Genomic DNA, 20145 nt, shown 5'->3' with positions numbered 1-20145 from the left:
NGCCCGCAGCAGCAGGCCGAGCACGATCATGATCACGACCAGGACGATCGGAATGATCAGGTTCCGGTCGTGCGCCGAGGCCTCCTGCGTGTCGTAGTTGATCGCCGACGTCCCACCGACCAGAACATCGGCGCCGTCGATCGGATGCAGCGCGGCCCGCAGCGCACGGACCGTCTCATACGCCTCGGGAGTGTCGTAACGGTGAGTGAGGACGGCCTCGATGGCGATCCGCCCGTCGACCTCGGAGACCTGCAGCCCGGGTGGCAGGCAGCCGTCCGCACCCGGCCGCACCGAGCTGCTGTCGTCCGCGAAGGCACGGGCCAGCTTGCCGTAGTCGACCTGCACACACACCGCGCCCGGCTCCGACGAGACACCCGGGACCTTCGACGTGGCCGCGATCACCTCGGCCTTGTGGTCCGCGTTCGCGACGATCACAGCGGGGGCACCCGATCCCTGGCTGAAGTGCGCGTCGAAGATCCGCTGACCGAGGATGGCGTCGGGCTCGCTGGTGAAGCTGTCGGTCGTTGACAGGCCGTCAACCTTCAGGGTCGTCATCGCCGCGGCACAGGCCAGCAGAACGACGGTCGTGGAGATCCAGGCCAGCCGGGGGCGGCGCGTCAGCCTGGTGGCGAAGCGGGCCCAGGCACCGTGTGCGGCGAGATCGGCCTGCTGGTCGAACCGGGGAACCCGCGGCCAGAAGACCCACCGCCCGACGGCCACCAGGAACACCGGCAGGAAGACGAGCATGACGACCGCGGTGCAGGCGATGCCGATCGCGGTGACGGGGCCGAGGCTCCTGTTCGAGTTCAGCTCCCCCAGCGCCAGGCAGAGCAGACCGAGGATGACCGTGATCGCCGAGGCGACGATCGCCGGTGCGGAGCCCCGCCAGGCGGTGACCATCGCGTCCACCCGGCTGGAATGGGTGTGCAGTTCCTCCCGGTACCGACTGATGAGCAGCAGCGCGTAGTCGGTGCCGGCTCCGATCACCAGCACGAAGAGGATGCCCTGGCTCTGGCCGTTGAGGGTCAGCACGTCGTGCTTCGCGAGCGGGTAGATGATCAGAATCGAGGCGCCGAGCGCGAGGATCGCGCTGAACAGCGGGAAGAACCACAGGATCGGGCTGCGGTAGACCACAAGCAGGATCACAATCACGACGAGCCCCGCGGCGAGCAGGAGCACGCCGTCGATGCCCTCGAAGCCCTCGATGAAGGCCACGAGAAGGCCACCGGGGCCCGCGCTGTGCACTGTCAGGCCGTCCGGGACGTCCGTCTGGGCGATCTTGACGACGGCCTTCTCGACCTCGACCAGCTCGTCCCCGCTGACCTCGACGTCGCCGTCCTTGCCGATCAGCGGAACGGCGACGTTCGCGGCGGTGCCGTCCCGGGAGTACTGCGGTTCGGCGATCTGGTTCGGGTCGACGCCGGAGACCGAACGGAACGCCGCCGCATCCGCCGCAATCTTGTCCTTGTCCTGCTTCGTCAGGCCGGCCGGGCGCTCATAGACGATGAACCCGGGCAACGTCTGGACGGAGCGGAACTTCTCCGTCTCCCTGTCCACCCGCGTCGACTCCGCCGACCCGGGCAGGAAGGCGGCGTTGTCGTTCTTCTGCACCTCGGCGAGCTTGGCCATGAACTGGCCGCCAAAGGCGCCCAGCAGGAAGAGGAGCACCGCGAGTCCGAGGAACAGGAAGCGGATCGGCCCGCCGGCCCGCCGGGCCGCGGCCGGCTCCTCGGCCGGAGCACCGCCGCCAGCGGACCCGTCGGAGACCACAGGCTCGACTTCCCCGGGCCCCGGTTCCGACGAGGTCCCGGCATCCGCGGCCGGCGCGGGCGTCGGACCGGGTGAGTCGCCGCGCGGACCGGGCACGGCGTGGGCGCTGGCGGTCTCGGTCGGGCCGCCTCCGCTGTCGCTCATCTGACGTCCTCGAAGCTGTGCGTGGGCCGACAGGGCGCCCATTGCCATGGTCGCCCTGAGGATGGTCCCCCACATCATCGCAGCGCGGTGGATCCGGACCGGACGCCCCGCCAGCCGGCGCCGGCCCGGCAATCAGCACCGCTGTGCCCGACCCGGCACTCTCGCAGCATCGTCCGGGTCGCGCCGAAGGTCCGCCGTCACTCCTCCCGGATCTGCTGGGAGAGGTACTCGGCGGCGCCGAGCTGCGAGATGAGCTCGAGCTGGGCGTCGAGCCAGTCGATGTGCTCCTCCTCGGAGGTGAGGATCTCCTCCAGGAGAACCGCCGAGCCGATGTCGCCCTTCGTGCGGAACAGCGCGATCGCCTCGCTGAGGACGTCGACCGCCTCGGTCTCGTGGGTGCGGTCGAGCTCCAGCTGCTCCGGCACCGTCTCCCCGATGCGCAGCGTGTTCAGGCGCTGCAGGTTCGGCAGACCACCGAGGTAGAGCACTCGGTGAATGAGTCGATCGGCGTGCTTCATCTCGTCGATCGACTCGTGGTAATAGTGCTCCGAAATGTACTTGTAGCCCCAGTTCCGCTGCATTCTGGAATGCAGGAAGTACTGGTTTATNGCGGTCAGCTCGTTCGTCAGAACGGCATTCAGTCTATCGACGATCTCTTCATCGCCACGCACCGCCGGTTACCTCCACCAAGTATCACCCGGCGACATCCATGGACAGCTCGATGAGGCCAGCGGCCATTGTGGTGGAACCCCGTCGCCGGCGCGCCGGACTGGCCGCGCGAGCACACGGCGTTCCCCGCAGACGGCAGCGGGCATCCGCTCCGACCCACCGAGATCATGTCCCAGGAGGCCCCGGTGGGTCTCTAGGCTGATCTGGCAACCGGACGACTCCGCAGCGGGATCGCCTCATCGAGCATCCCGTCGATCTCTTCAAGGCAGCCACCACAGCCTGTGCCGGCGTCGCAGCGCGCGCCGACCTCTTCCGCATCACAGGCGCCTGATGCGATCACGCTACGTAGCGTCCGGTCGGAGACAGCAAAGCATGAACAGATGAGCACCGCACCTCACCACGCCCGAGTGGTCGACGCGAAAGCGCCGACGGGTTGACGTTGCCGTTCCGCGGGACTCCTCGAACCGAGATTGTGGCTTAGCTAAGGCTTCCCTTATCGATAGACTGCCACGGAACGGACGGCGAGCGCAAGACAGCCTTACCTACTCCACACACCGACCGCTACCACCCGACACCCAGCGTGACCAGCAGCACAACATTCCGTGGCCAGGCGAACGCTGCGCACCGCCCTCCTCACCTCCGCGGCCGCAGGTCGGGTGTCGGGTGGTCGGATGAGTCGGACCGGGGTCAGGTCTGGTTGGTCGGGCGGTCGGCGGCGGAGATCAGCGCGACGGCGGCATCCGGCTCGGTCACCCGGAAGGTGAAGCTCTCCTCCAGATAGAGCTCGACCTCTTCCGCCGTGTGGGACGCGTACCCGACCGAGAGGTCCTGCCCGGACTCCAGGATGAAGTCACCGCCGCGCTGGCTCAGCACCACGGCCCCCCGGATACCCGGTGCACGCACCACCGGGCCGTCGAGAATCTGCTTGAGATGATTGATCAGGAGGTATCCGCCGTGCTCGGTGGCCTCCAGGATGGCGGTGTAACCGTCCGGATCGATCGCGAGCCCGTACGGCCCGCCGATACCCGCCCGCCGCAGCAGGGCGACGGCCTTCGCGACCGTGCGCGGGTAGCTCTCCGTATCGGAACCCAGCTCAAGCTGGGGGTGGGACGACGCCTCCGTGATACCGACGATCCCCGCCTCGGGATAGCCGTGGAAGACCACCGAGTTCTCGGTCACCGCCACCCTGCGGGCCGCCTCCTCCAGGGCCGAGAGGTCGATGTCATCCGCACCACGGTCGACGGACTCCAGCTCACCGCGGTCGACGGAGAACGACGCCCGCAGCTCCATCACCGGCAGAACCCGGCGCAGGCGCGCCCGCACACCCGCTCCCGGCGGCGACTCCAGGCCCGCCACCCTGCCGATCGAGGTGGCGGAGTAGGCCCACCCGTGTGGGCCGGCGAAGTCCACCAGCTTGCGGGCGGCGAGATTGGTCGTCAGCCGGGTCCGGGCCTCGTCGTCGACGACCTTCCAGCCGGCCTCGGTCAGGGGCGCGTGCCCCCGCAGTAGATGGTTCACTCGCTCACACCTCTCAGGCTTCCGATCCCCAGTGAGCCGTCCGGCGGGTCCCCGGCCCGTGCCTCGGCATCGCCGTCGGGACCGTCCTCACTCATCGCCGCCTCCTCCACCTCCGTGACCGGAACCGAGGTGAACAGATAGGTGCGCAACTGGGTGTCAAGCGCCGGATCGCGGCGACGCAGCCATTCCAGCGTCATGGCCGCGTGTTCCTTCTCCTCGTCGCGGTTGTGCGCGAGCAGAGCGGCCAGCTCGGGATCCGTGGCCGCCTCCACCCGCTGGTCGTACCAGTCGACCGCCTCCAGCTCCTCCATCAACGACACGATCGCGCGATGACGATCGATGGTCGCCGGAGTGAGCGCGCCGGCCTGCTCGTGCAGGCCCGTACTCGAGTCGCCCATAGCGCACTACCCACCACCTCGGACCTCATCCATCCCCGGTCCGCGCCAGGTGTTCCGTGCCGACGGCGGGCAGAGCACCGCAGACGTCGACTCCGGCCCGCCGGCACCGAACGGGGGTCGCCGGTCTTCGGCGACGGCCCGGAGATGCCCCGAGGGAGCGTTCTCAGTCCGTGATCGGGGTCACGTCCACCCGGCGGTTTGCGGCTCGGCCGGACACGGTCGCGTTGTCGGCGACCGGCTGGTCCGGTCCGAACCCGGCGGCCCGCACCCGCTCCACCGGCACACCTCGCAGCACCAGGTACTCACGGGCCGCGCTGGCGCGGTCGAGGGACAGCACCTGGTTGAGAGCCAGTGGCCCGGTGCTGTCGGTATGCCCGCCGACCAGCACCGTGAGGTCCCCGGGCAGCAGCGCGCGCGCCACCCGGTCGAGACCTGAGCGCACTGAGGCGTCCAGTGCCGCGTCGCCGACGGCGAAGGTGAGGCTGGTGCCCGCAAGGGCGGCCCGCAGCGCCTCGCGGGTGCCGCTGGCCGCGGGCCGCGCGCCCGTCCGCGGCTCCGCCGCCGTACCCGTCCGCGGCTCCGCCGCTGTGCCCGCGGTGGGCGTCGCCACCCCCGTCGCCGGGTCGAGGACGGCGTCGCGGGAGCCGAGGGCCAGCCTGTTGTCGAGCGAGGCGCCCGGTAGCCACCGGCGAACCGCCGCCAGCACCTCGGCACCGATCGCCGTGCTGTCCGCCTGGTCGGCCGCACCGCCCCGCAGCACCACCGACGAACCGTCGATCGTCACCGAGCGGGCTCCGGGATGCCTGCCGAGCGCCCTGGCCACGTCNCCGAAGGTCTCCACCGCCGGGGTCGCCACCTCGGGGTCGACCGCCACCGTCGCGGAGACGGCGCCACCGGACACATCCGCCGCGGCGCCGAGCAGCTCCGCGCGCGTCGCACTGTCCGGAACGGTCGCGCTGAAGGCCACACCAGAGAGCTTTCCGTCGGCTCCCCGCACCCCGATGACCAGGGGACGCGCCGGCTGCTCGGCGATCACGGCATCCCCCGCCAGCCGGACGGAGCCACTCCCGGAGACCGCGGCCGCCTCCTGGGCCTGACGAGCCTCCTGGGCACTGTCGAAACGACCGTGCAGCACGACGTCGCGCCCCTCGACGCTCACCCGAGCCCGGGTCACCCCGGCGGCGCGGACCGCGTCGGCCGCGCGGACCGCCAGGTCGTCCTCGATCGGGCCGTGCCGCAGCCAGAGCGCCACCAGAGCGAGCAGCAGCCAGGCGACGATCAGTGAGACGACGAAGGCGACCGGGCGGGGGCGACGGAGGAGCGCCACCGAGGACGAGGACATGAACGCTCCGTGCTCGATCTCGGACGGGACAGCCGTGACCGCCCCCCACCGAGAGCGGGGCCACGAGCGGGCGCGGTACCGACCCGGCGGGTCACCGGCGGCCCCCTGGGCCGGCGTCGTCGGGCACCACGGCGCACCGAAACTGTCGCATATGCCTGACATCGGGCACGCACCNGGGGAAGCCACCGGAAAGGCCGCCGAAAGGGTCGCCGTGGACCTGGTGTCCGCCGCTCCGGAGGGGCCTCGGCGCCACCCGGCCGTCCGCGCACCCAGGTGCCGCGGAACCCGCTCTCAGCCGCCCGGACCGCCCGGACCGCCCAGGTCCGAGGGCATGGACGTCGCGGCCGCGACGTCCGGTCGCGCGGCCACCTCCGCCGGTGAGGTCCCGGGCAGGTCCGCCGCGGCGGCGGGCCGCGAGGCCGGGGCCCGCGCGCCTCGGCCGCGGCTGGTGATCGCGAAGGCGAGCAACGTGCTCACGCCAAGCACGGCCCAGCCCGCCACGGCGTCCAGGATGTAGTGGTTCGAGGTCGCCATCACGATGAAGACCGTCGCGGCCGGGTACAGACAGCCGAGTACCCTCGCGACCGGCCGGCGGGCGAAGCAGGCCAGCAGGACCCCGCACCACAACGCCCACGCACAGTGCAGCGACGGCATCGCGGCGTACTGGTTGGCCAGGCCCTCCAGCCCGTCCGGCGCGGCGCTGGCGCTGCCGCTCCACCATCCCCATGCCTCGAAGTGCGACATCGTGTCGGTGTAGGACGTCCCGGGCAGCAGCCGGGGTGGGGTGGTGGGGAACAGGAAGAAGCCGCACAGCGAGATCAGGGTGGTGAAGACGAGGGCCCACCTGGCGCGGCGGTACCGCCCGGGATGACGCCGGTACATCCAGACCAGCAGTGACGGTGTGACGATGAAATGCAACGTGGCGTAGTAGTAGCAGCAGATGACCGCGAGCGGCGGCACACCCTGCAACCACCGGTTGAGACCGAGCTCGATGTCGATGTGCAGGCGTTCCTGCAGGTGCAGGATGTCCCAGCCCAGGTCGTTCGCGGCGGCCGCGGACGAGTCCGCCGTGCCTCGGGTCGCCGTGTAGGTGTAGTAGAGCGAGACCAACATGACGGCTTCGACCCACAGCTTGGGCAGGCCGGTGGCCGGGTTGCGCAGGCGCGCCCACCACCGGGCCGTCGCCGGCCCGTCGCCGCCCGGCCGGGGGCTCGGGCCGCCGCGCTCGCCCGGAGCCGCGTCACCGCCCCGGCCTCTCTGACTGCCCCGGTTCGTCCGATCCACCACGCCTCGACTTCCGGTCCGCGTCTGCCGGCTCGCCGTGTCCGGTTCTCCTCGTCCAGCTTGCGCCGCCAAGCCAATCACGGGCAGCCGATCACGAACACAAGGGCGGGTGGCCACCGGGAGACGTCTCCGTGACCACCCGCCCGAGCGCGAGGCGACTCGAGCCGCTCAGGTACCGCTGGACGACCCGCCGCCGGGCGCGCCCCCGGCCAGGGCCGCGTCGGGGGGAGTCTCGTCGACCGGCAGGGCGCTTCCCGCCTTCCAGGTGGACCACGGCACGGACCACTCGTTGCCGAGCTGCGACGTGTCGGCAGGTCGCCCGGTGTTCTTGATGTTGATGATGTCGCCGAACTGACTGAAGTGGTAGAACCACTCGGCGTCAGCCGGCGCCGCGTTCACACACCCGTGGGAGACGTTCGCCCTGCCCTGAGAGGGAACCGACCACGGCGCGGAGTGCACATACTGCCCACCGCTGGTGTAGTGGACGGCCCACTGCACCTCCTCGTAGTAGTGCTCGGGATGACCGACCGGCACACCGACAGTCGCCGAATCCATGATCACCAGAGGCGCCTTGCCCAGCACGTTGTGCGGACCCTCCATGGTCAGGTAGCCCGGCTTGCCACCGCTGATCGGCATGGTCCGCACCAGCTGGCCGTTCTGGTAGACCTGCATCATGTGGGTCGCCGCGTCGACCTCGCTGATCTGGGCGGCACCGATGGCGAAGTCCATCGCCCGGTCCTTGACCCCGATCCAGCCGGTGCCGGAGTCGTAGCCGGCCAGGTTCGCCTCCACGTGCACCTTGGTGCCCGGCGCCCAGTACTCCTGTGGCCGCCACGTCACCACCCGGTTCGACATCCACCGCCAGGCACCGAGGACCGGCGGGTCGGAGCTGACCGCGAGGCGCCGCTGCACCTCGGCACGGTCGGTGACCGGCGCGCTGAACGTGAGGCTGATCGGGGCGCCCACGCCGACCGTCTGGCCGGCCACCGGCTCCCAGGACACCTTGAACGCCTTGTCCGGAACTCCGGTCGTGAAGCTNGAGGTGACCGTCTTCGTGCCGGTCACGCCCGCCGCCGCCGCGGTGCTCGCCTGGATGTCGTACCGGGTGTCGGAGAACAGGCCGCCGGAGGATGTCCACGTTTTCCGGTCCGCCGAGAAGGTGCCCTCCAGGGTGCCGGGGTCGGTCTTCTCGGTGACGCTCGCGCCCCGCGCGANGGCCACCGAGGCGAGCGGCGCGTTGCTCCTGACGACCACCGAGTCGGTGAGCGCGATGCCGCTGGCGCCATCCGACGGCGTGACTTCCAACGTCGGCGCGAGTGGGGGCGGTGACGTGGCCGGCGCCGCGCCCGTGGCCCCACCACCGGAGGAGCAGGAAGCCAGCACCGCCGCGACCAGCACCGTCGCCAGCCCGGTGATCCCCGTGCGGGCCGGACGACGCGGGTGACGCCGCCGGGATCCGGGGTTCGCCGCGGAGGCGGAGGTCATCCCGGCGCCGGACGGCGTCCCAGCGGCGGAAGCAGGCGGCTCGCCGCCGCGGACGGCGCGCAACGAGCTCATCATCGAGCGAGACATGCGATGCCTTCTTCCGAAGACCAGGACGGCGACCCGAGCCAGCGCTTTCCTCCGGACTGCGAGCGGTCTGAGAACAAGTCACCAGGACCCACGGCGGCTGGATGCGTAAGGGCTGGAACGTAGAGCGGCGACGTCACCGAACGAGGCGTACCAGAAACAGAATGTGCACATGCTCGAGCACCCACGAGCGGACGGTACCCAGGACGGCGACGGCCGTCCCGTCGATCACCGGAAGACCTCACCACACCCGCAGGACAACTACCTTTCGCCACTAAGGCGAACTCGGAGAGTGATACTCCCCGGCTGACCGCCATAACCCCTCCCAGCACCGATCCCTACGACGCACGACTCATATCCGACGTTGCGCCCCAGGGAGAAGCCGACCTCCACCCGGATGGCAATCAGAACCGATTTTGTCCGCAAGTAGACAATCTTCGCCACAGCGCGTGCCAGAATTTATACGCAGTGCAGTCGGACTTTGGTGCCATCGCAGAATTCAGTCGCCGACCGCCCGGATCCCGGGAACATCCCGGACGCCCCACCGGCAGCCACCCTCCCACCAACGGCCACCGCCCGGCCAACGGGCACTGCCCCGTCAACACGCACGCGACGCGACAATTCCCGGCGGCCGGGCGGAGGGTGGGGGTGGCCACCGCCGCCGGCCGACGTCAGGCTGGGATGAGCGAACCGAACGGAAACACCGCCACAACCGGCGGACGCGGTCGGGCCCGTCAGAATGAGGCCCGCTCGACGCGTCAGCCGGGCCACGGCGCTCAGCTGGCCACGGTGCTCAGCTGGCCACGGGCCCCGCCGGGCGGCGGATCGACCGCCTCGACCACGAAGGGTGCGCATGGCCATCGTTCTCGGACCGAACCAGTACGGCAAAGCCGAGGTGCGCCTCGTCCACGTCGACCGGTCCACACCGGCCCACCTGATCAGCGACCTGACGGTGTCCACGGCGCTGCGCGGTGACTTCGCCGCCGCCCACACCCGCGGCGACAACAGCCACGTGCTGGCCACCGACACCCAGAAGAACGTCGTGTACGCGTTCGCCCGGGAAGGCGGGGTCGGCGAGATCGAGCAGTTCGCCCTCCGGCTCGGCCGGCATTTCACCGCCACCCATGAATGGATCACCGGGGCACGGATCGAGATCGAACAGTCCGCCTGGGACCGGATCAACGTCGGCGGCCGCGGGCATGACCACTCCTTCGTCCGGTCGGGCGGAAGCAGCCGCACGACGGTGGTAACCGTCGACGGAGACGACATCCATGTCGTCTCCGGACTCGCCGGTCTGGTCGTGCTCAAGACGACCGGCTCGGAGTTCCACGGATTCCCCCGAGACCGGTACACGACGCTTGCCGAGACGTCCGACCGGATCCTCGCCACCGAGGTGACCGCCCGCTGGCGATACCTCGGCGTCGGGCCCGAGACCAGCGGACGGGATTTCGCCCGGCTGGCCGCGGAGATACCCCGCGTTCTGGTGGAGACGTTCGCCAGCCTGCACAGTCTCGCCCTGCAGCAGACCCTCCACCAGCTGGGCACGGCCGTTCTCACAGCGTTTCCGGAAGTCGCCGAGATCAGGCTGTCGATGCCGAACAAGCATCATTTCCTGGTTGACCTGGAACCGTTCGGCCTGGACAACCCGGACTGCGTCTACGTCGCCACGGACCGTCCCTACGGGCGCATCGAGGGCACCGTGCTGCGCGATGATGTGCCGCCCGCCCCGGTCGCCTGGTACGGAACGCCGGGCTTCTGCTGAGCCCGGCCGTCCGGCCGGCTCGTGACCAGGCGTGCGCCGCACGGGAGCCGGGGCGTGGGAGGCCGGCGCCGGGAGGCCTCAGGCCGCCCCGGCCACGCGCAGGTCGGCGATCTCCGCGGCGGAGGTGCCGAGCTCGCGAAGGATGCTCTCGGTGTGCTCGCCCAACGCCGGCACGGGTCCCAGCCGGGCCTGCTCACCGGGGAACTCGACCACCGGACGGGACTGGCGCACCGGCCCCACCGGCGAGCCGACCTCGACCCAGCGCCCGCGGGCCGCCAGCTGTGGATGTGTGAGCACCTCCGCCACCGCGTTGACCCTGGCGTAGGCGATACCGGCCGCGTCCAGCCCCGCCTCCAGCTCGGCCGTGCCCAGCCCCACCACGGCGGCGGCGACCACGGCGTCGGTCCGGTCACGGTTACGCACCCGGGCCTGGTTCGTCGCGAACTCGGGGTCGGTCACGAGGTCCGGCCGACCGAGCGGTCCCTCCGCCAGCCGACGCCACTCCCCGTCGTTCTGGACACCGATCAGCACCTCGTCACCGTCCGCCGTCCGATAGGCGTCGTAGGGTGCGATCGACTGGTGGCTGATCCCCGACCGGGCCATCTCCTGGCCGGTGTGCTCCACCGTCTGCAGCGGGTAACCCATCCACTCCGTGAGCGCGTCCAGCATGGTGATCTCCAGGGCCGCGCCCTCCCCGGAACGGGCCCGACGCAGCAGTGCGGCGAGCACCGCCTGGGCGACGTAGCTGCCGGCCGCGACGTCGCCGGCGGCGAAGCCCGCCTTGGCCGGCCGGTCCGGGCTCCCGGTGACCGCGATCAGGCCCGACTCGGCCTGCACGAGCATGTCGTAGGCCTTCCGCGTCCGGTACGGACCGGTCGGCCCGTAGCCGGACAGGTTCACCGCGACCAGTGCCGGGTGGCGTTCGACGAGCGTCGCGGCATCCAGCCCGAGGCGCGCCGCGGCGCCCGGGCCGAGGTTCTGCGCGACGACGTCGGCGCCCTCGATCAGCCGGTCGAGCAGGGCGCGGGCCCGCGGGACCTTCAGGTCCAGCGTCAGCGACTCCTTGGAGCGGTTGAGCCAGGAGAAGTGCGCGGACATTCCGCCGCGCACCGCACGGTCGTAGTCACGGGCGAAATCCCCGCGACCCGGCCGCTCCACCTTGATCACCCGTGCGCCGAGCTCGGCCAGGTGCCTGGTCGCGAACGGCAGGGCCACGGCATGTTCCAGGCTGACGACAGTGACACCCTCAAGCGGAAGCACGGAGGCCAGGCTAACGCCGCGGGCCCTCCGCGGGAGGCGGTTCACCGGCGGCCGCTTCGCGCGCGGTGGGCGCCCCGGATCCGTCCTGCGGGTCGGCCTCGACCGACGCGAGCACGACGGCGTCGATGACCATCCGGGCAGCGTCGGCGGGCCCGGCGCTGTCAGCAGGACCGGCGGGCTCAGCGGGCTCGGCGGGCTCGGCGTCGACGATGGTGTGACCCGCCGACAGCACGAGTGGATCGGGCGTCGCCGGGTCCTTCTCGACGAAGCCGGCCTGCCGGCGGGCGGACTGCGGTGGCCCGCCGTTCGCGACGACCACCGCGATCCAGGGCAGGATCACGGCGAGGCCGACCGCGACGATGCGCAGCCAACCGGAGAAGACGACGACGGCCAGCACGAAGCAGACCACCCGGAACAACATCGTGAGGATGTAGCGCCGCTCCCGACGACGGATCTCCTCCGGCCTGGCCTCAACCGCCGACGTGATCAGTATCGGCTCGTCGCGTCGCCACTTCACATCCATCGCCTGCTCACATCGACCACACACGCCACTGCCACGGGCCGCCGGACGCGGCCAGGCCCCGGTACGGGCCAGTCACTCGCTCCTTGACATCCTGCCCAGCCGGACACGTCCGGCACAACGATCCCCGCCGCGAGATCCGACACCCGCGGAGGTCATCGTCGACCGGCCGCCGGAAGGGCTCCCGCCACCCCAAGCCGTGTCCGAATGTTTACGCGGCGGACGGATTGTGGTCCTCGGGTGGGCGTCGGTCGCTGCGACCGTGCTCGTGTGCGAGTCGCGGTGGTAAGTGAGTCGTTCCTGCCTCAGATCGACGGCGTGACGAACTCCGTGTGCCGGGTGTTGGAACATCTGCGCGACACCGGCCACGAAGCCCTCCTCATCGCGCCCGCGCCGGCGCCGGCGGCCCGGCGCACCGCGCCGCGCAGCTATGCGGGCACCCCGGTGCTGTGGAGCCCGTCCGCGCCGATGCCGGGCTACCCCGAGTTCCGCTTCGCGACGCCGTGGGCCGGTCTGCCCGCCGCGCTGCGCGAGTTCCGGCCGGACATCGTGCACCTCGCCGCGCCGGCCGGCCTGGGAGCTCAGGCCGCGTACGCGGCACGGCGGCTGGGGGTGCCGAGCATCGCCGTGTACCAGACCGACATCGCCGCCTTCGCCACCCGATACGGGCTGGCCGGGGCCGAGCGCACGATCTGGCGCTGGCTGGCGACCGTCCACCGGCTCGCCAGCCGCACGCTGGCGCCGTCCTGGGACGCGGTCGACACGCTGCTGTCCGAAGGCGTCCAGCGGGTCGCCAGGTGGAGCCGGGGCGTCGACCTCGAACGGTTCCACCCCGACCACCGGGACGAAACGCTGCGGGGCACGCTGGCGCCGAACGGGGAGATCCTCGTCGGGTACGTCGGACGTCTCGCGAAGGAAAAGGGGGTGGAGCTGCTGACCGGTGTCGCCGGCCTGCCCGGGGCCCGGCTGGTCGTCGTCGGCGACGGGCCGTGCCGTCCGGCGCTCGCCGCGGCACTGCCGGAAGCGGTCTTTCTCGGCTTCCGCACCGGCGCCGATCTCTCCGCCGCGGTGGCGAGCCTGGACGTCTTCGTGCACACCGGCGTCCACGAGACCTTCTGCCAGGCCGCGCAGGAGGCGAAGGCGAGCGGGGTCGCCGTGGTGGCCCCGGCGGCCGGGGGGCTGCTCGACCTCATCGAGCACGAGCGGACCGGCCTGCACTACGCCCCGGGAGACCCGGTCTCCCTGCGCCGGGAGGTCCGACGCCTGGTCGCGGACACCGGGCTGCGGACCCGGCTCGCGACGGCGGCGAGGGCGTCGGTGGCGGGCTGCGACTGGCACGCGATCGGCGAGGAGCTGCTCGGCCACTACCGCGACGTGCTGGGAACCGGGCTCACGACAGCCGGTCGGCGCCACCGCCCGCCGGCCCGCCTGGGCCGGGATCGCGGACGTCCCGCCGACCCCGGAATCCTCCGTACACGGATCAGCCACGCCCCGGCCGACTTCACCCGGACGGACGGCAGACGGGGCCGGGAGGACTCCACGACCATGACGACCGACAGGTGGCCAGGATGAAAATTGTCCAGGCGGCGAGCTTCGTCGCGCCGGCCTCGGGTGGGATCCGGACGACCCTGCGGCATCTGGCCGCGGGCTACACCGCGGCCGGTCACGAGGTTGTGCAGATCATCCCCGGCGCCGCCGACCGCGAGGAACACACCCCGCACGCCCGGATCATCACCCTGCGGGCACCGCTCCTGCCGCGCACCGGCTATCGGATCCTCGCCGACCCGCGGCGGGTCGCGGCAGTGGCCGAAAAGGTCGGGGCCGACCGGATCGAGGTCCACGACCGCGCGACCCTGCGCCCGCTGGGCCGATGGGCCCGCCGCCGGGGCGTCCGCTCCCTCGTCGTCAGCCACGAGCGGCTCGACCGGCTGCTGGGGCTGTGGACGCCGGCACCGCTGCGGGGCGTCCTGCCGGTCGGGGCGGCAGCCGACCGCTCGAACCGCGCGCTCGCGGCGGGCTTCGACACCGTGCTCGCGACGACAGGCTGGGCCGCGACGGAGTTCGTCCGGATCGGTGCGCCGAACCTGCGCCAGGTGCCGCTCGGCGTGGAGCTCGACCGGTTCACTCCCGGCAATCACGACCGCACTCTGCGGCGCGCGTTCGCCCGTGACCGGGAGATCCTCATCGTCGCGGCGACCCGGCTGTCGCCGGAAAAGCGGGTCGACATCGCGGTTTCCGCGGCGGCCGAACTGGTGCGCCGGCGGGTCCCGGTCCGGCTGGTGATCGCCGGGGAGGGCGTCAGCCGCGGTCGGCTGGAGCGAATGGCCGCCGGGCTGCCGGTGACCTTCCTCGGGTTCGTCGCCGATCCGGCCCGGCTCGCCGGCCTGCTCGCCTCGGCCGACCTCGCCTTCGCCCCAGGACCGATCGAGACGTTCGGGCTGGCCGCGCTGGAGGCGATGGCGAGCGGCACCGCGCCGGTCGTCCACCATGCCAGCGCGCTCGCGGAGCTGGTGGCCGGAGCCGACGGGGCGGCGGCCGGCCTGAGCGCGGCGGGAACCGGGTTCACCTTCGCCGACGCGGCCATGGAGCTGCTGTCGGCCGACCCGGACCACCGCCGTGCGGCGGCGAGGGCGCGGGCGGAGCAGTTCCCCTGGGAATCGACCATCGCCGGCTTCCTGCGATGTCACCACGCCGAGGCGGCCGGTCCCCGGCCCACCTCGCTGTCCGGCCCGCTCGCCGCCTGAACTGCCGACGGGGTGGTCGTCCTGGCCGCGAAACTGCCGTGACCGGCTGGTCTGCTGCCACTTCCGGGCCCCTTGGGACGGCTGCTCACCGAACGTGTCGGGCACCTCAACGCGGCGGTCGACGCCGCGGCCGGCCGGGACCGCGGTGTGCTCGTCGTCGACCTGGGTCGGCATCCGGCGGTCCGCCGCCGGTCCAGCTTCGACGTCGAGCGGGTGCATCCCGGTCCGTACGGACCATGTCTGGTGGGTCGCCACGGTCGGGATTCCCTGGCTCGCGGGTCACGCCCGGGCCGTCCGGCGGGACCCGCCAGGAAGAAACCACGGTTTCCGGCGACTCGACACCTCGTCGGGCCGGTGAATTCCCTACGGTAGGCATGTGCTTGCCGACATGCCCGCGTCCCCGCGTTCCGGCGTCCTCGCCGGGTGGGGCAATGCCTGGCTGGCCGGACTCGTCGGCCTCGACGACGTGATCACCCGGGTACACGAGGCGATGGGCGGGGTTGCGCCGCATACGCTCGGCGAGGAGCCGCTGGTGCTGGGCCTCGGCGCCCTGCGCCGCGCCGGTGCGGTGCGGATGCGCCTCGTGCTGCCGGTCCCCGGCGATGTCAGCAGCCTCCCCGGGCCGTCCGACGTGAACCAGGACGCGCTCACGGCCGGTGAGGCACTGGTGGTGATCGGGCCGACCCCGCCGCTGGCACTCGTGCCCTCCGTCGTCGTGCACGGCCCCGCCGTCGAGGGCGGGCTGGAGTCCATCCACTGGCGTGTGCTCCGCGCCGGGCGGGTGCCGCCGCCACCCTCCGGGCTGCGCGCCGCCGACCACGAGCTCTCGGTCGCGATCAGGCAGACCACCGCGGCCCTCGTCGACCTGGACATCGCCAGCGCCCGGCCTCATGTGCTCGCGCTGCTGCGAGATCGGGGCGAGCCCGAGCCCGGGCCGGGCCTCGGCCCCGGGTATCCGCCGAATGCGCACGCCCTGCTGGCCCGGGCCGAGCGACTCGCGGACCTGCTGGGACTCGCCGCGCTCGATGACGGTGCCGCTGTCACCGCGAGCGAGGTCAGCCGGCGCTCGGACGTGCTGCGGGGCCTGTCGGCGGCGGTGCGCCGCGCATACGAGGCGGCCTACGACGCGTTCGATCCCGCCTACGCCATTCGTTGAGCGCCGGCGGGGCCGACACCGCCGGGGTCGGGGGTCGTCGGGGGTCGGGGCCGGGGCCGGGGCCGGGGCCGGGGGGCAGAGGAGTGTGCCGGTGCCTCGGTAGGACCGGCGGTACTCGATGTGGCCTCCTGGCTGGCTGGCGATTCTGGACGCCGTATGGCACCTAGTCTTCGAGCCGGTACTCGAGCGCAGGTGCGACCAGGCGAGGCAGCCCATGAGTACGGCACAGAATCCAGGCGGGGAGAGTCCAGATGCCTCCGCCGAGCGGACAACAGACGCGGGTGCGGATGCCAGCGTCCCGGACGGGGATGTCTCCGCGCGCATGGAGGGAACGTCGGCCGCGCTGACGCCGATCATGATGTTGCTGGGCGGGGTACGGTCGGCGGTGGCGATGGTCTCCCGGAGCAACGCCCTGCTGTTGCGCCTGCTGGCGCAGTTGTCGGATCTTTACCCAGCCGCTGTACAGGACCCGGCGGGAATCCTCCATACGGATGCGCCAGAGCTGGTGGCGGCGGCGCTCGGCGTCTCCACCCAGTCGGCGACAGGGCAGTTAATCTTCGCGCAGACCGTCGCCGGACGGCTTCCCAACGCGTTAGATGCCCTGGAGGCGGGCGCCCTGGATCTGCCACGGCTCGAGTCGCTGGCGAACGCCATCCGCCCACTGGACGATCAGGTCGCCGAACAGGTCGAAGCGCAGGTACTCGCCGGCGGGCCACGAGCGCACCGGGCTTCCTTCACCTCCGCCTGCAGGCGCGCCGTCCACAACCTCGACCCCGACGGGGCAGGAACGCGGGCGAAGCGGCGGCGCCACGACCGGCATGTCCGGCTGGCCGCCGACAACGACGGAGTCAGCAGGCTGACAGCGCTGCTCCCCACCGACGAAGCCGCGGCCTGCTACCAGCGCATCGACCAGGTCGCCGGGACCATAGCCTCCCGGCGTCCCGAAGGCGACGACCGTAGCCGCGACGAGATCCGCGCCGACGTGCTCGTGGACCTGGTGCTCGGACGGGCTGAGCATGCCTCCCCGGTCCCGGTCGAGGTCCAGGTCGTGGTTCCGGTCGGCACCCTGCTGGGGCTGAGCACGGAACCCGGGGAGATCCCCGGCGCGGGGCCGGTGCCCGCCCAGATCGCACGCGAGATGGGTGCCCGCCAGGGCTCGACCTGGCGCAGGCTCCTCACCGACCCCAACGGGCATCTCGTCGAGATCGCCGACCGCCGGTTTCCCACCGCGGCGCAGCAACGTCATGTCCGCGCACGCAACCGCACCTGCGTCTTTCCGCACTGCGCTCGTCCCTCACGCCGTGCCGACATCGACCACACCGTTCCCTACGCGCACGGCGGCGCCACGATCACATCCAACCTCGGCCCGATGTGCACCCGCCACCACCGGGTACGCCATCGCCAGGGCTGGTCGGTCGTCCAACCACAGGCGGGGGTCTTCGTCTGGACGAGCCCCACGGGGACGGTGTTCATCGTCGAGCCACATTCATACCGCGATCACGAAAACGTAACGACCGAGATGCCGTCCGCCGCCAGCCGGCCGCCGTGATCCTCGCGGCTGGACCGTGTGGGAGCAGGCTGATCGATTAGTTCAGCCGCGGGCAGAAGTGCCCGGCGGGGTCGTCCGGGCGGCCACACAGCACACACGGCGGCCGGCCGGCCGCGACGATGCTGCGGGCCCGCTCGATGAAGGCCTTGGTCTGCTCGATCGAGAGACCAACGCGGAGCGAGTCGACCTCGCTCTCGCCTTCGGATGCCCGGGTCTCCCCGGCTGACATGCCTGCGGCCTCGACGAACACCCGGTGACCGTCCCACGACACGGTGAGCTGGCCCAGGTGGAAGTCCTCCTCGAACGGCGCGTCCAGTGGCGCGAGGTCGACCTCGACCTCGGCGGCGGTGGGAAGCGGGATTCCCTGGGTCTGACCCACCTGGCCGAGCAGGGCGGTCAGCCCTTCCGCCAGCGCGGTCACCTCGGTCTTCTCCAGCCCCACCGTGACGAGCTGCCCGCGCGCCGCCGCCTGCAGAAAGAACGAACGGTCCCCGGGCTGCCCGACGGTTCCGACCACGAACCGCTCCGGCGGGTCGAACACAAATCGCTGCATGTCTCGGATCGCTCCGTCTTATTCGCCTGCGGGATTCGAGTCGGGCCGCGATGCGCTTGCCCGCTCCTCCACCAGTATCGTCGCTTCATCGCGGGGCCCACCATCCCGGGACCCCCTGTCCTCGCTCTGCCTGACAGGCTCACGCCCCGCCAGCCCGGAACTCCCCGGCCCACGTCCACGCAGGTCCGCTGGGACCCCGGCGGCCGCCGGGCGCCTCACACCCGCCCGACCGTGCGCACGAGTGCCCGTCTCCGCGGCAGTCCTCGTCCTTCCCGCGCCCTGGGACCGCCACCCGTCGACCGTCGACGGTCGCTCCGGATCGCAGCAGTGCAGGGGGCAGACATCGTGCGCGGGACCCTCATCGCTGAGGGCACGCCGTTCCCATCCGGGGCGTTGCCGCTCCGCCACAAGATCCGCGACCATGTCGACGAAGCGCGGGTCCGTCCCGACCGTGCCTGCCCGCACCACGGCCAAGCCGTGCCGGCGGGCGGTAGCCACGGCCTCGACATCAAGATCGTAGACAACCTCCATGTGATCGCTGACAAAGCCGACGGGCACGATCACCGCGGCCTTCTCACCGCCCGCCGCGAGTGCTGCCAACGCGTCGTTCACATCCGGCTCCAGCCAGCGCACGGCGGGCGGGCCGCTGCGGCTGCAGTAAGCAAGCTGCCAGGAATGCCGACGCCCCATCCTTGTGTGGACCCCGGCAGCGATCACCGCGGCGGCCGCCCGCAGCTGGCGTTCGTAGGCTCCGCCATCCGGCCCGCTCGCGATCGCCTGGGCCAGCGGGAGTGCGTGAGCGGTGAAAACCAACCGGGCGGCATCCCGGGCCTCGGTGGGCAGCGCCTCGATCGCCCGCACGCAGTGGTCGACCATCGGTTCGACAAACCCCGGATGATCGAAGAACAGGCGTAGCTTGATCAGGTCTGGTGCACCGGGACCGGTCTGTCGAAGCGCCGCGGCGAGGTCCTCGCGGTACTGTCGGCAGCCCGAATAGGAGGCGAACGCGGCTGTCACGAAGCAGGCCGCCCGCCGCACACCATCCGCCCGCATGTGGGCGACCGCGTCGGAGATGTACGGCGCCCAGTTCCGGTTACCCCAGTAGACGGGCATGGGGGCGAGGCGCCTGCGCAGCGCGGCCAACAACGCACGGTTCTGGTCGTTGATCGGGCTCCGCCCGCCGAAGTGATCATAATGGGCGGCGACCTCGGCGAGGCGTTCCTCGGGCACGTCACGGCCCCGGGTGACGTTGCGCAGAAACGGCAGAACGTCCTCAGGGCTCTCCGGTCCTCCGAAGGAGACGAGGAGCAGCGCGTCCACCTCGGTCCCCTGGCCGTCAGCGCGCATGTTGATCGTCACTGTGGCCCTTCCCTTCCCGCCTGGCCCGGTGTTCCCACGGAGGCATCCGTTCGGCCAGCCGCCCCTCCGTTGGANGACGGTCTTCTCGCGGGGACGCCTGGACCAGATCCTGTCAGCGCGGAACTCGCTCCCGGATCTCCTCGAGATATGTCGGAAAGTACCGGGAGATTGTCGACAGGTCGAAGGCCGGAAGGATCGAGGTCGCCGGCTCACGGGCAAGCAGGTAGCCGAAGGACTCCCGAACCAGCGCGGCAAGCGCCGCGTTGTCCTCGGGGTCCAGTTCCAGCGCCGCGATCACCGCATCGTCCACTGTTACGCGGAAGGAGAACGTACGCCCGTTCACCCCGGGAGCCGCTTCCTCGGCGACCTCCACCTCGTAGCCGCTTCCGCCCCGCGGCTCCACCCTGATCATGCTCATCGCCGCCACCTCCGAGCGGGCCGTGCGGCGCCGGGCACGCCACACCGGTGGCAGCGACACACCCGGCCACCCTGCCCGCTCCCACGGTGGCCCATCCTGCCGGTCGCGTCGACCGCTGACCGCGCCGACC

Annotated in this window: 16 protein-coding genes and 5 pseudogenes; 5 read left to right on the top strand and 16 right to left on the bottom strand. The window is 71.5% G+C overall.

Translation table 11 applies throughout. The features are described from left to right. Position 1: 1 nt before the first annotated feature. The 11 genes and pseudogenes from UG55_RS12965 to UG55_RS36370 all read right to left on the bottom strand — a co-directional run. The coding region (locus UG55_RS12965) for an MMPL family transporter (protein WP_396230886.1) at positions 2 to 1914 on the bottom strand (1913 nt) is incomplete at its 3' end. A gap of 197 nt (positions 1915 to 2111) precedes the next feature. Continuing rightward, a pseudogene (gene bfr / locus UG55_RS12960) lies at positions 2112 to 2522 on the bottom strand (bacterioferritin); the annotation flags it as partial. 1 nt (position 2523) lies between these two features. Continuing rightward, positions 2524 to 2585: pseudogene (locus tag UG55_RS36395) on the bottom strand (bacterioferritin); the annotation flags it as partial. Between the two features lie 191 nt (positions 2586 to 2776). Next, complete coding sequence (locus UG55_RS27255; RefSeq protein WP_083986737.1) at positions 2777 to 2971, bottom strand: bacterioferritin-associated ferredoxin; 195 nt, start codon at positions 2969 to 2971, stop codon at positions 2777 to 2779. 299 nt (positions 2972 to 3270) lie between these two features. Further along, positions 3271 to 4101 carry a family 1 encapsulin nanocompartment shell protein gene (locus tag UG55_RS12955; protein ID WP_066067530.1) on the bottom strand — a complete coding sequence of 277 codons (831 nt, stop codon included), beginning with the start codon at positions 4099 to 4101 and terminating at the stop codon, positions 3271 to 3273. Then, positions 4098 to 4499, bottom strand: coding sequence for an encapsulin-associated ferritin-like protein (locus UG55_RS12950; RefSeq protein ID WP_066067527.1), 402 nt, complete (start codon positions 4497 to 4499; stop codon positions 4098 to 4100). Before UG55_RS12950 ends, UG55_RS12955 begins: the two co-directional genes overlap by 4 nt. 163 nt (positions 4500 to 4662) lie before the next feature. Beyond that, complete coding sequence (locus UG55_RS36390; protein WP_313954607.1) at positions 4663 to 5109, bottom strand: OmpA family protein; 447 nt, start codon at positions 5107 to 5109, stop codon at positions 4663 to 4665. Between the two features lie 1023 nt (positions 5110 to 6132). Continuing rightward, positions 6133 to 7128 (bottom strand): phosphatase PAP2 family protein, encoded by a 996-nt coding sequence (locus UG55_RS12940; protein ID WP_066067523.1) that lies wholly within the window; start codon positions 7126 to 7128, stop codon positions 6133 to 6135. A gap of 165 nt (positions 7129 to 7293) precedes the next feature. Then, positions 7294 to 8163: pseudogene (locus UG55_RS36380) on the bottom strand (Ig-like domain-containing protein); the annotation flags it as partial. Between the two features lies 1 nt (position 8164). Then, a pseudogene (locus UG55_RS36375) lies at positions 8165 to 8339 on the bottom strand (Ig-like domain-containing protein); the annotation flags it as partial. 1 nt (position 8340) lies between these two features. After that, positions 8341 to 8697 (bottom strand): annotated as a pseudogene (locus tag UG55_RS36370) (hypothetical protein); the annotation flags it as partial. 850 nt (positions 8698 to 9547) lie between these two features. Between UG55_RS36370 and pucL the strand changes: the two are divergent. Further along, positions 9548 to 10456, top strand: coding sequence for a factor-independent urate hydroxylase (pucL, locus tag UG55_RS12930; protein ID WP_066067520.1), 909 nt, complete (start codon positions 9548 to 9550; stop codon positions 10454 to 10456). A gap of 78 nt (positions 10457 to 10534) precedes the next feature. Here the strand turns inward: pucL and UG55_RS12925 are convergent, their stop codons facing one another. Next, positions 10535 to 11716, bottom strand: a complete 1182-nt coding sequence (locus tag UG55_RS12925) for a CaiB/BaiF CoA-transferase family protein (RefSeq protein ID WP_066067742.1) — start codon at positions 11714 to 11716, stop codon at positions 10535 to 10537. A gap of 10 nt (positions 11717 to 11726) precedes the next feature. Beyond that, positions 11727 to 12239: a DUF3099 domain-containing protein gene (locus tag UG55_RS12920; protein ID WP_128422966.1), complete on the bottom strand. Its 513-nt coding sequence runs from the start codon at positions 12237 to 12239 to the stop codon at positions 11727 to 11729. A 315-nt stretch (positions 12240 to 12554) separates the two neighbouring features. Here UG55_RS12920 and UG55_RS12915 point away from each other — a divergent pair, with 315 nt between their 5' ends. The 4 genes from UG55_RS12915 to UG55_RS12900 all read left to right on the top strand — a co-directional run bounded on the left by UG55_RS12915 (position 12555) and on the right by UG55_RS12900 (position 17685). Next, a complete protein-coding gene (locus UG55_RS12915) occupies positions 12555 to 13808 on the top strand; it encodes a glycosyltransferase family 1 protein (protein WP_083986750.1) in 1254 nt (417 codons plus the stop codon). Further along, positions 13805 to 14980, top strand: coding sequence for a glycosyltransferase (locus tag UG55_RS12910; RefSeq protein WP_066067518.1), 1176 nt, complete (start codon positions 13805 to 13807; stop codon positions 14978 to 14980). Before UG55_RS12915 ends, UG55_RS12910 begins: the two co-directional genes overlap by 4 nt. 388 nt (positions 14981 to 15368) lie before the next feature. Continuing rightward, positions 15369 to 16136, top strand: coding sequence for a hypothetical protein (locus tag UG55_RS12905; RefSeq protein ID WP_066067737.1), 768 nt, complete (start codon positions 15369 to 15371; stop codon positions 16134 to 16136). A 214-nt stretch (positions 16137 to 16350) separates the two neighbouring features. Further along, the gene (locus tag UG55_RS12900; RefSeq protein ID WP_242424258.1) at positions 16351 to 17685 is read left to right on the top strand and encodes an HNH endonuclease signature motif containing protein; all 1335 of its coding nucleotides are present in this window, start codon (positions 16351 to 16353) and stop codon (positions 17683 to 17685) included. 37 nt (positions 17686 to 17722) lie between these two features. Here UG55_RS12900 and UG55_RS12895 read toward each other — a convergent pair whose 3' ends face one another. The 3 genes from UG55_RS12895 to UG55_RS12885 form a co-directional block, all read right to left on the bottom strand. Further along, the gene (locus tag UG55_RS12895; protein ID WP_066067513.1) at positions 17723 to 18238 is read right to left on the bottom strand and encodes a DUF3090 family protein; all 516 of its coding nucleotides are present in this window, start codon (positions 18236 to 18238) and stop codon (positions 17723 to 17725) included. Positions 18239 to 18256: 18 nt separating this feature from the next. Continuing rightward, entirely contained in the window at positions 18257 to 19597 is a 1341-nt protein-coding gene (locus UG55_RS12890) for a ferrochelatase (RefSeq protein ID WP_396230885.1), read from the bottom strand. Between the two features lie 112 nt (positions 19598 to 19709). Further along, positions 19710 to 20015: a hypothetical protein gene (locus UG55_RS12885; protein WP_066067729.1), complete on the bottom strand. Its 306-nt coding sequence runs from the start codon at positions 20013 to 20015 to the stop codon at positions 19710 to 19712. Positions 20016 to 20145: the final 130 nt, after the last annotated feature.

Source organism: Frankia sp. EI5c, from assembly GCF_001636565.1.
Classification (GTDB): domain Bacteria; phylum Actinomycetota; class Actinomycetes; order Frankiales; family Frankiaceae; genus Parafrankia.
The sequence above is the reverse complement of the archived record's forward strand: the minus strand, read 5'-3'. Positions and strand labels throughout refer to the sequence as shown.

Excerpts from the sequence above, each read along its gene's own strand:
- UG55_RS12885 (WP_066067729.1), bottom strand. The coding sequence starts at position 20,015 with ATGAGCATGATCAGGGTGGAGCCGCGGGGCGGAAGCGGCTACGAGGTG.
- UG55_RS12905 (WP_066067737.1), top strand. The coding sequence starts at position 15,369 with ATGCCCGCGTCCCCGCGTTCCGGCGTCCTCGCCGGGTGGGGCAATGCC.
- pucL (WP_066067520.1), top strand. The coding sequence starts at position 9,548 with ATGGCCATCGTTCTCGGACCGAACCAGTACGGCAAAGCCGAGGTGCGC.
- UG55_RS12910 (WP_066067518.1), top strand. The coding sequence starts at position 13,805 with ATGAAAATTGTCCAGGCGGCGAGCTTCGTCGCGCCGGCCTCGGGTGGG.
- UG55_RS12900 (WP_242424258.1), top strand. The coding sequence starts at position 16,351 with ATGAGTACGGCACAGAATCCAGGCGGGGAGAGTCCAGATGCCTCCGCC.
- UG55_RS12895 (WP_066067513.1), bottom strand. The coding sequence starts at position 18,238 with ATGCAGCGATTTGTGTTCGACCCGCCGGAGCGGTTCGTGGTCGGAACC.
- UG55_RS12920 (WP_128422966.1), bottom strand. The coding sequence starts at position 12,239 with ATGGATGTGAAGTGGCGACGCGACGAGCCGATACTGATCACGTCGGCG.
- UG55_RS12950 (WP_066067527.1), bottom strand. The coding sequence starts at position 4,499 with ATGGGCGACTCGAGTACGGGCCTGCACGAGCAGGCCGGCGCGCTCACT.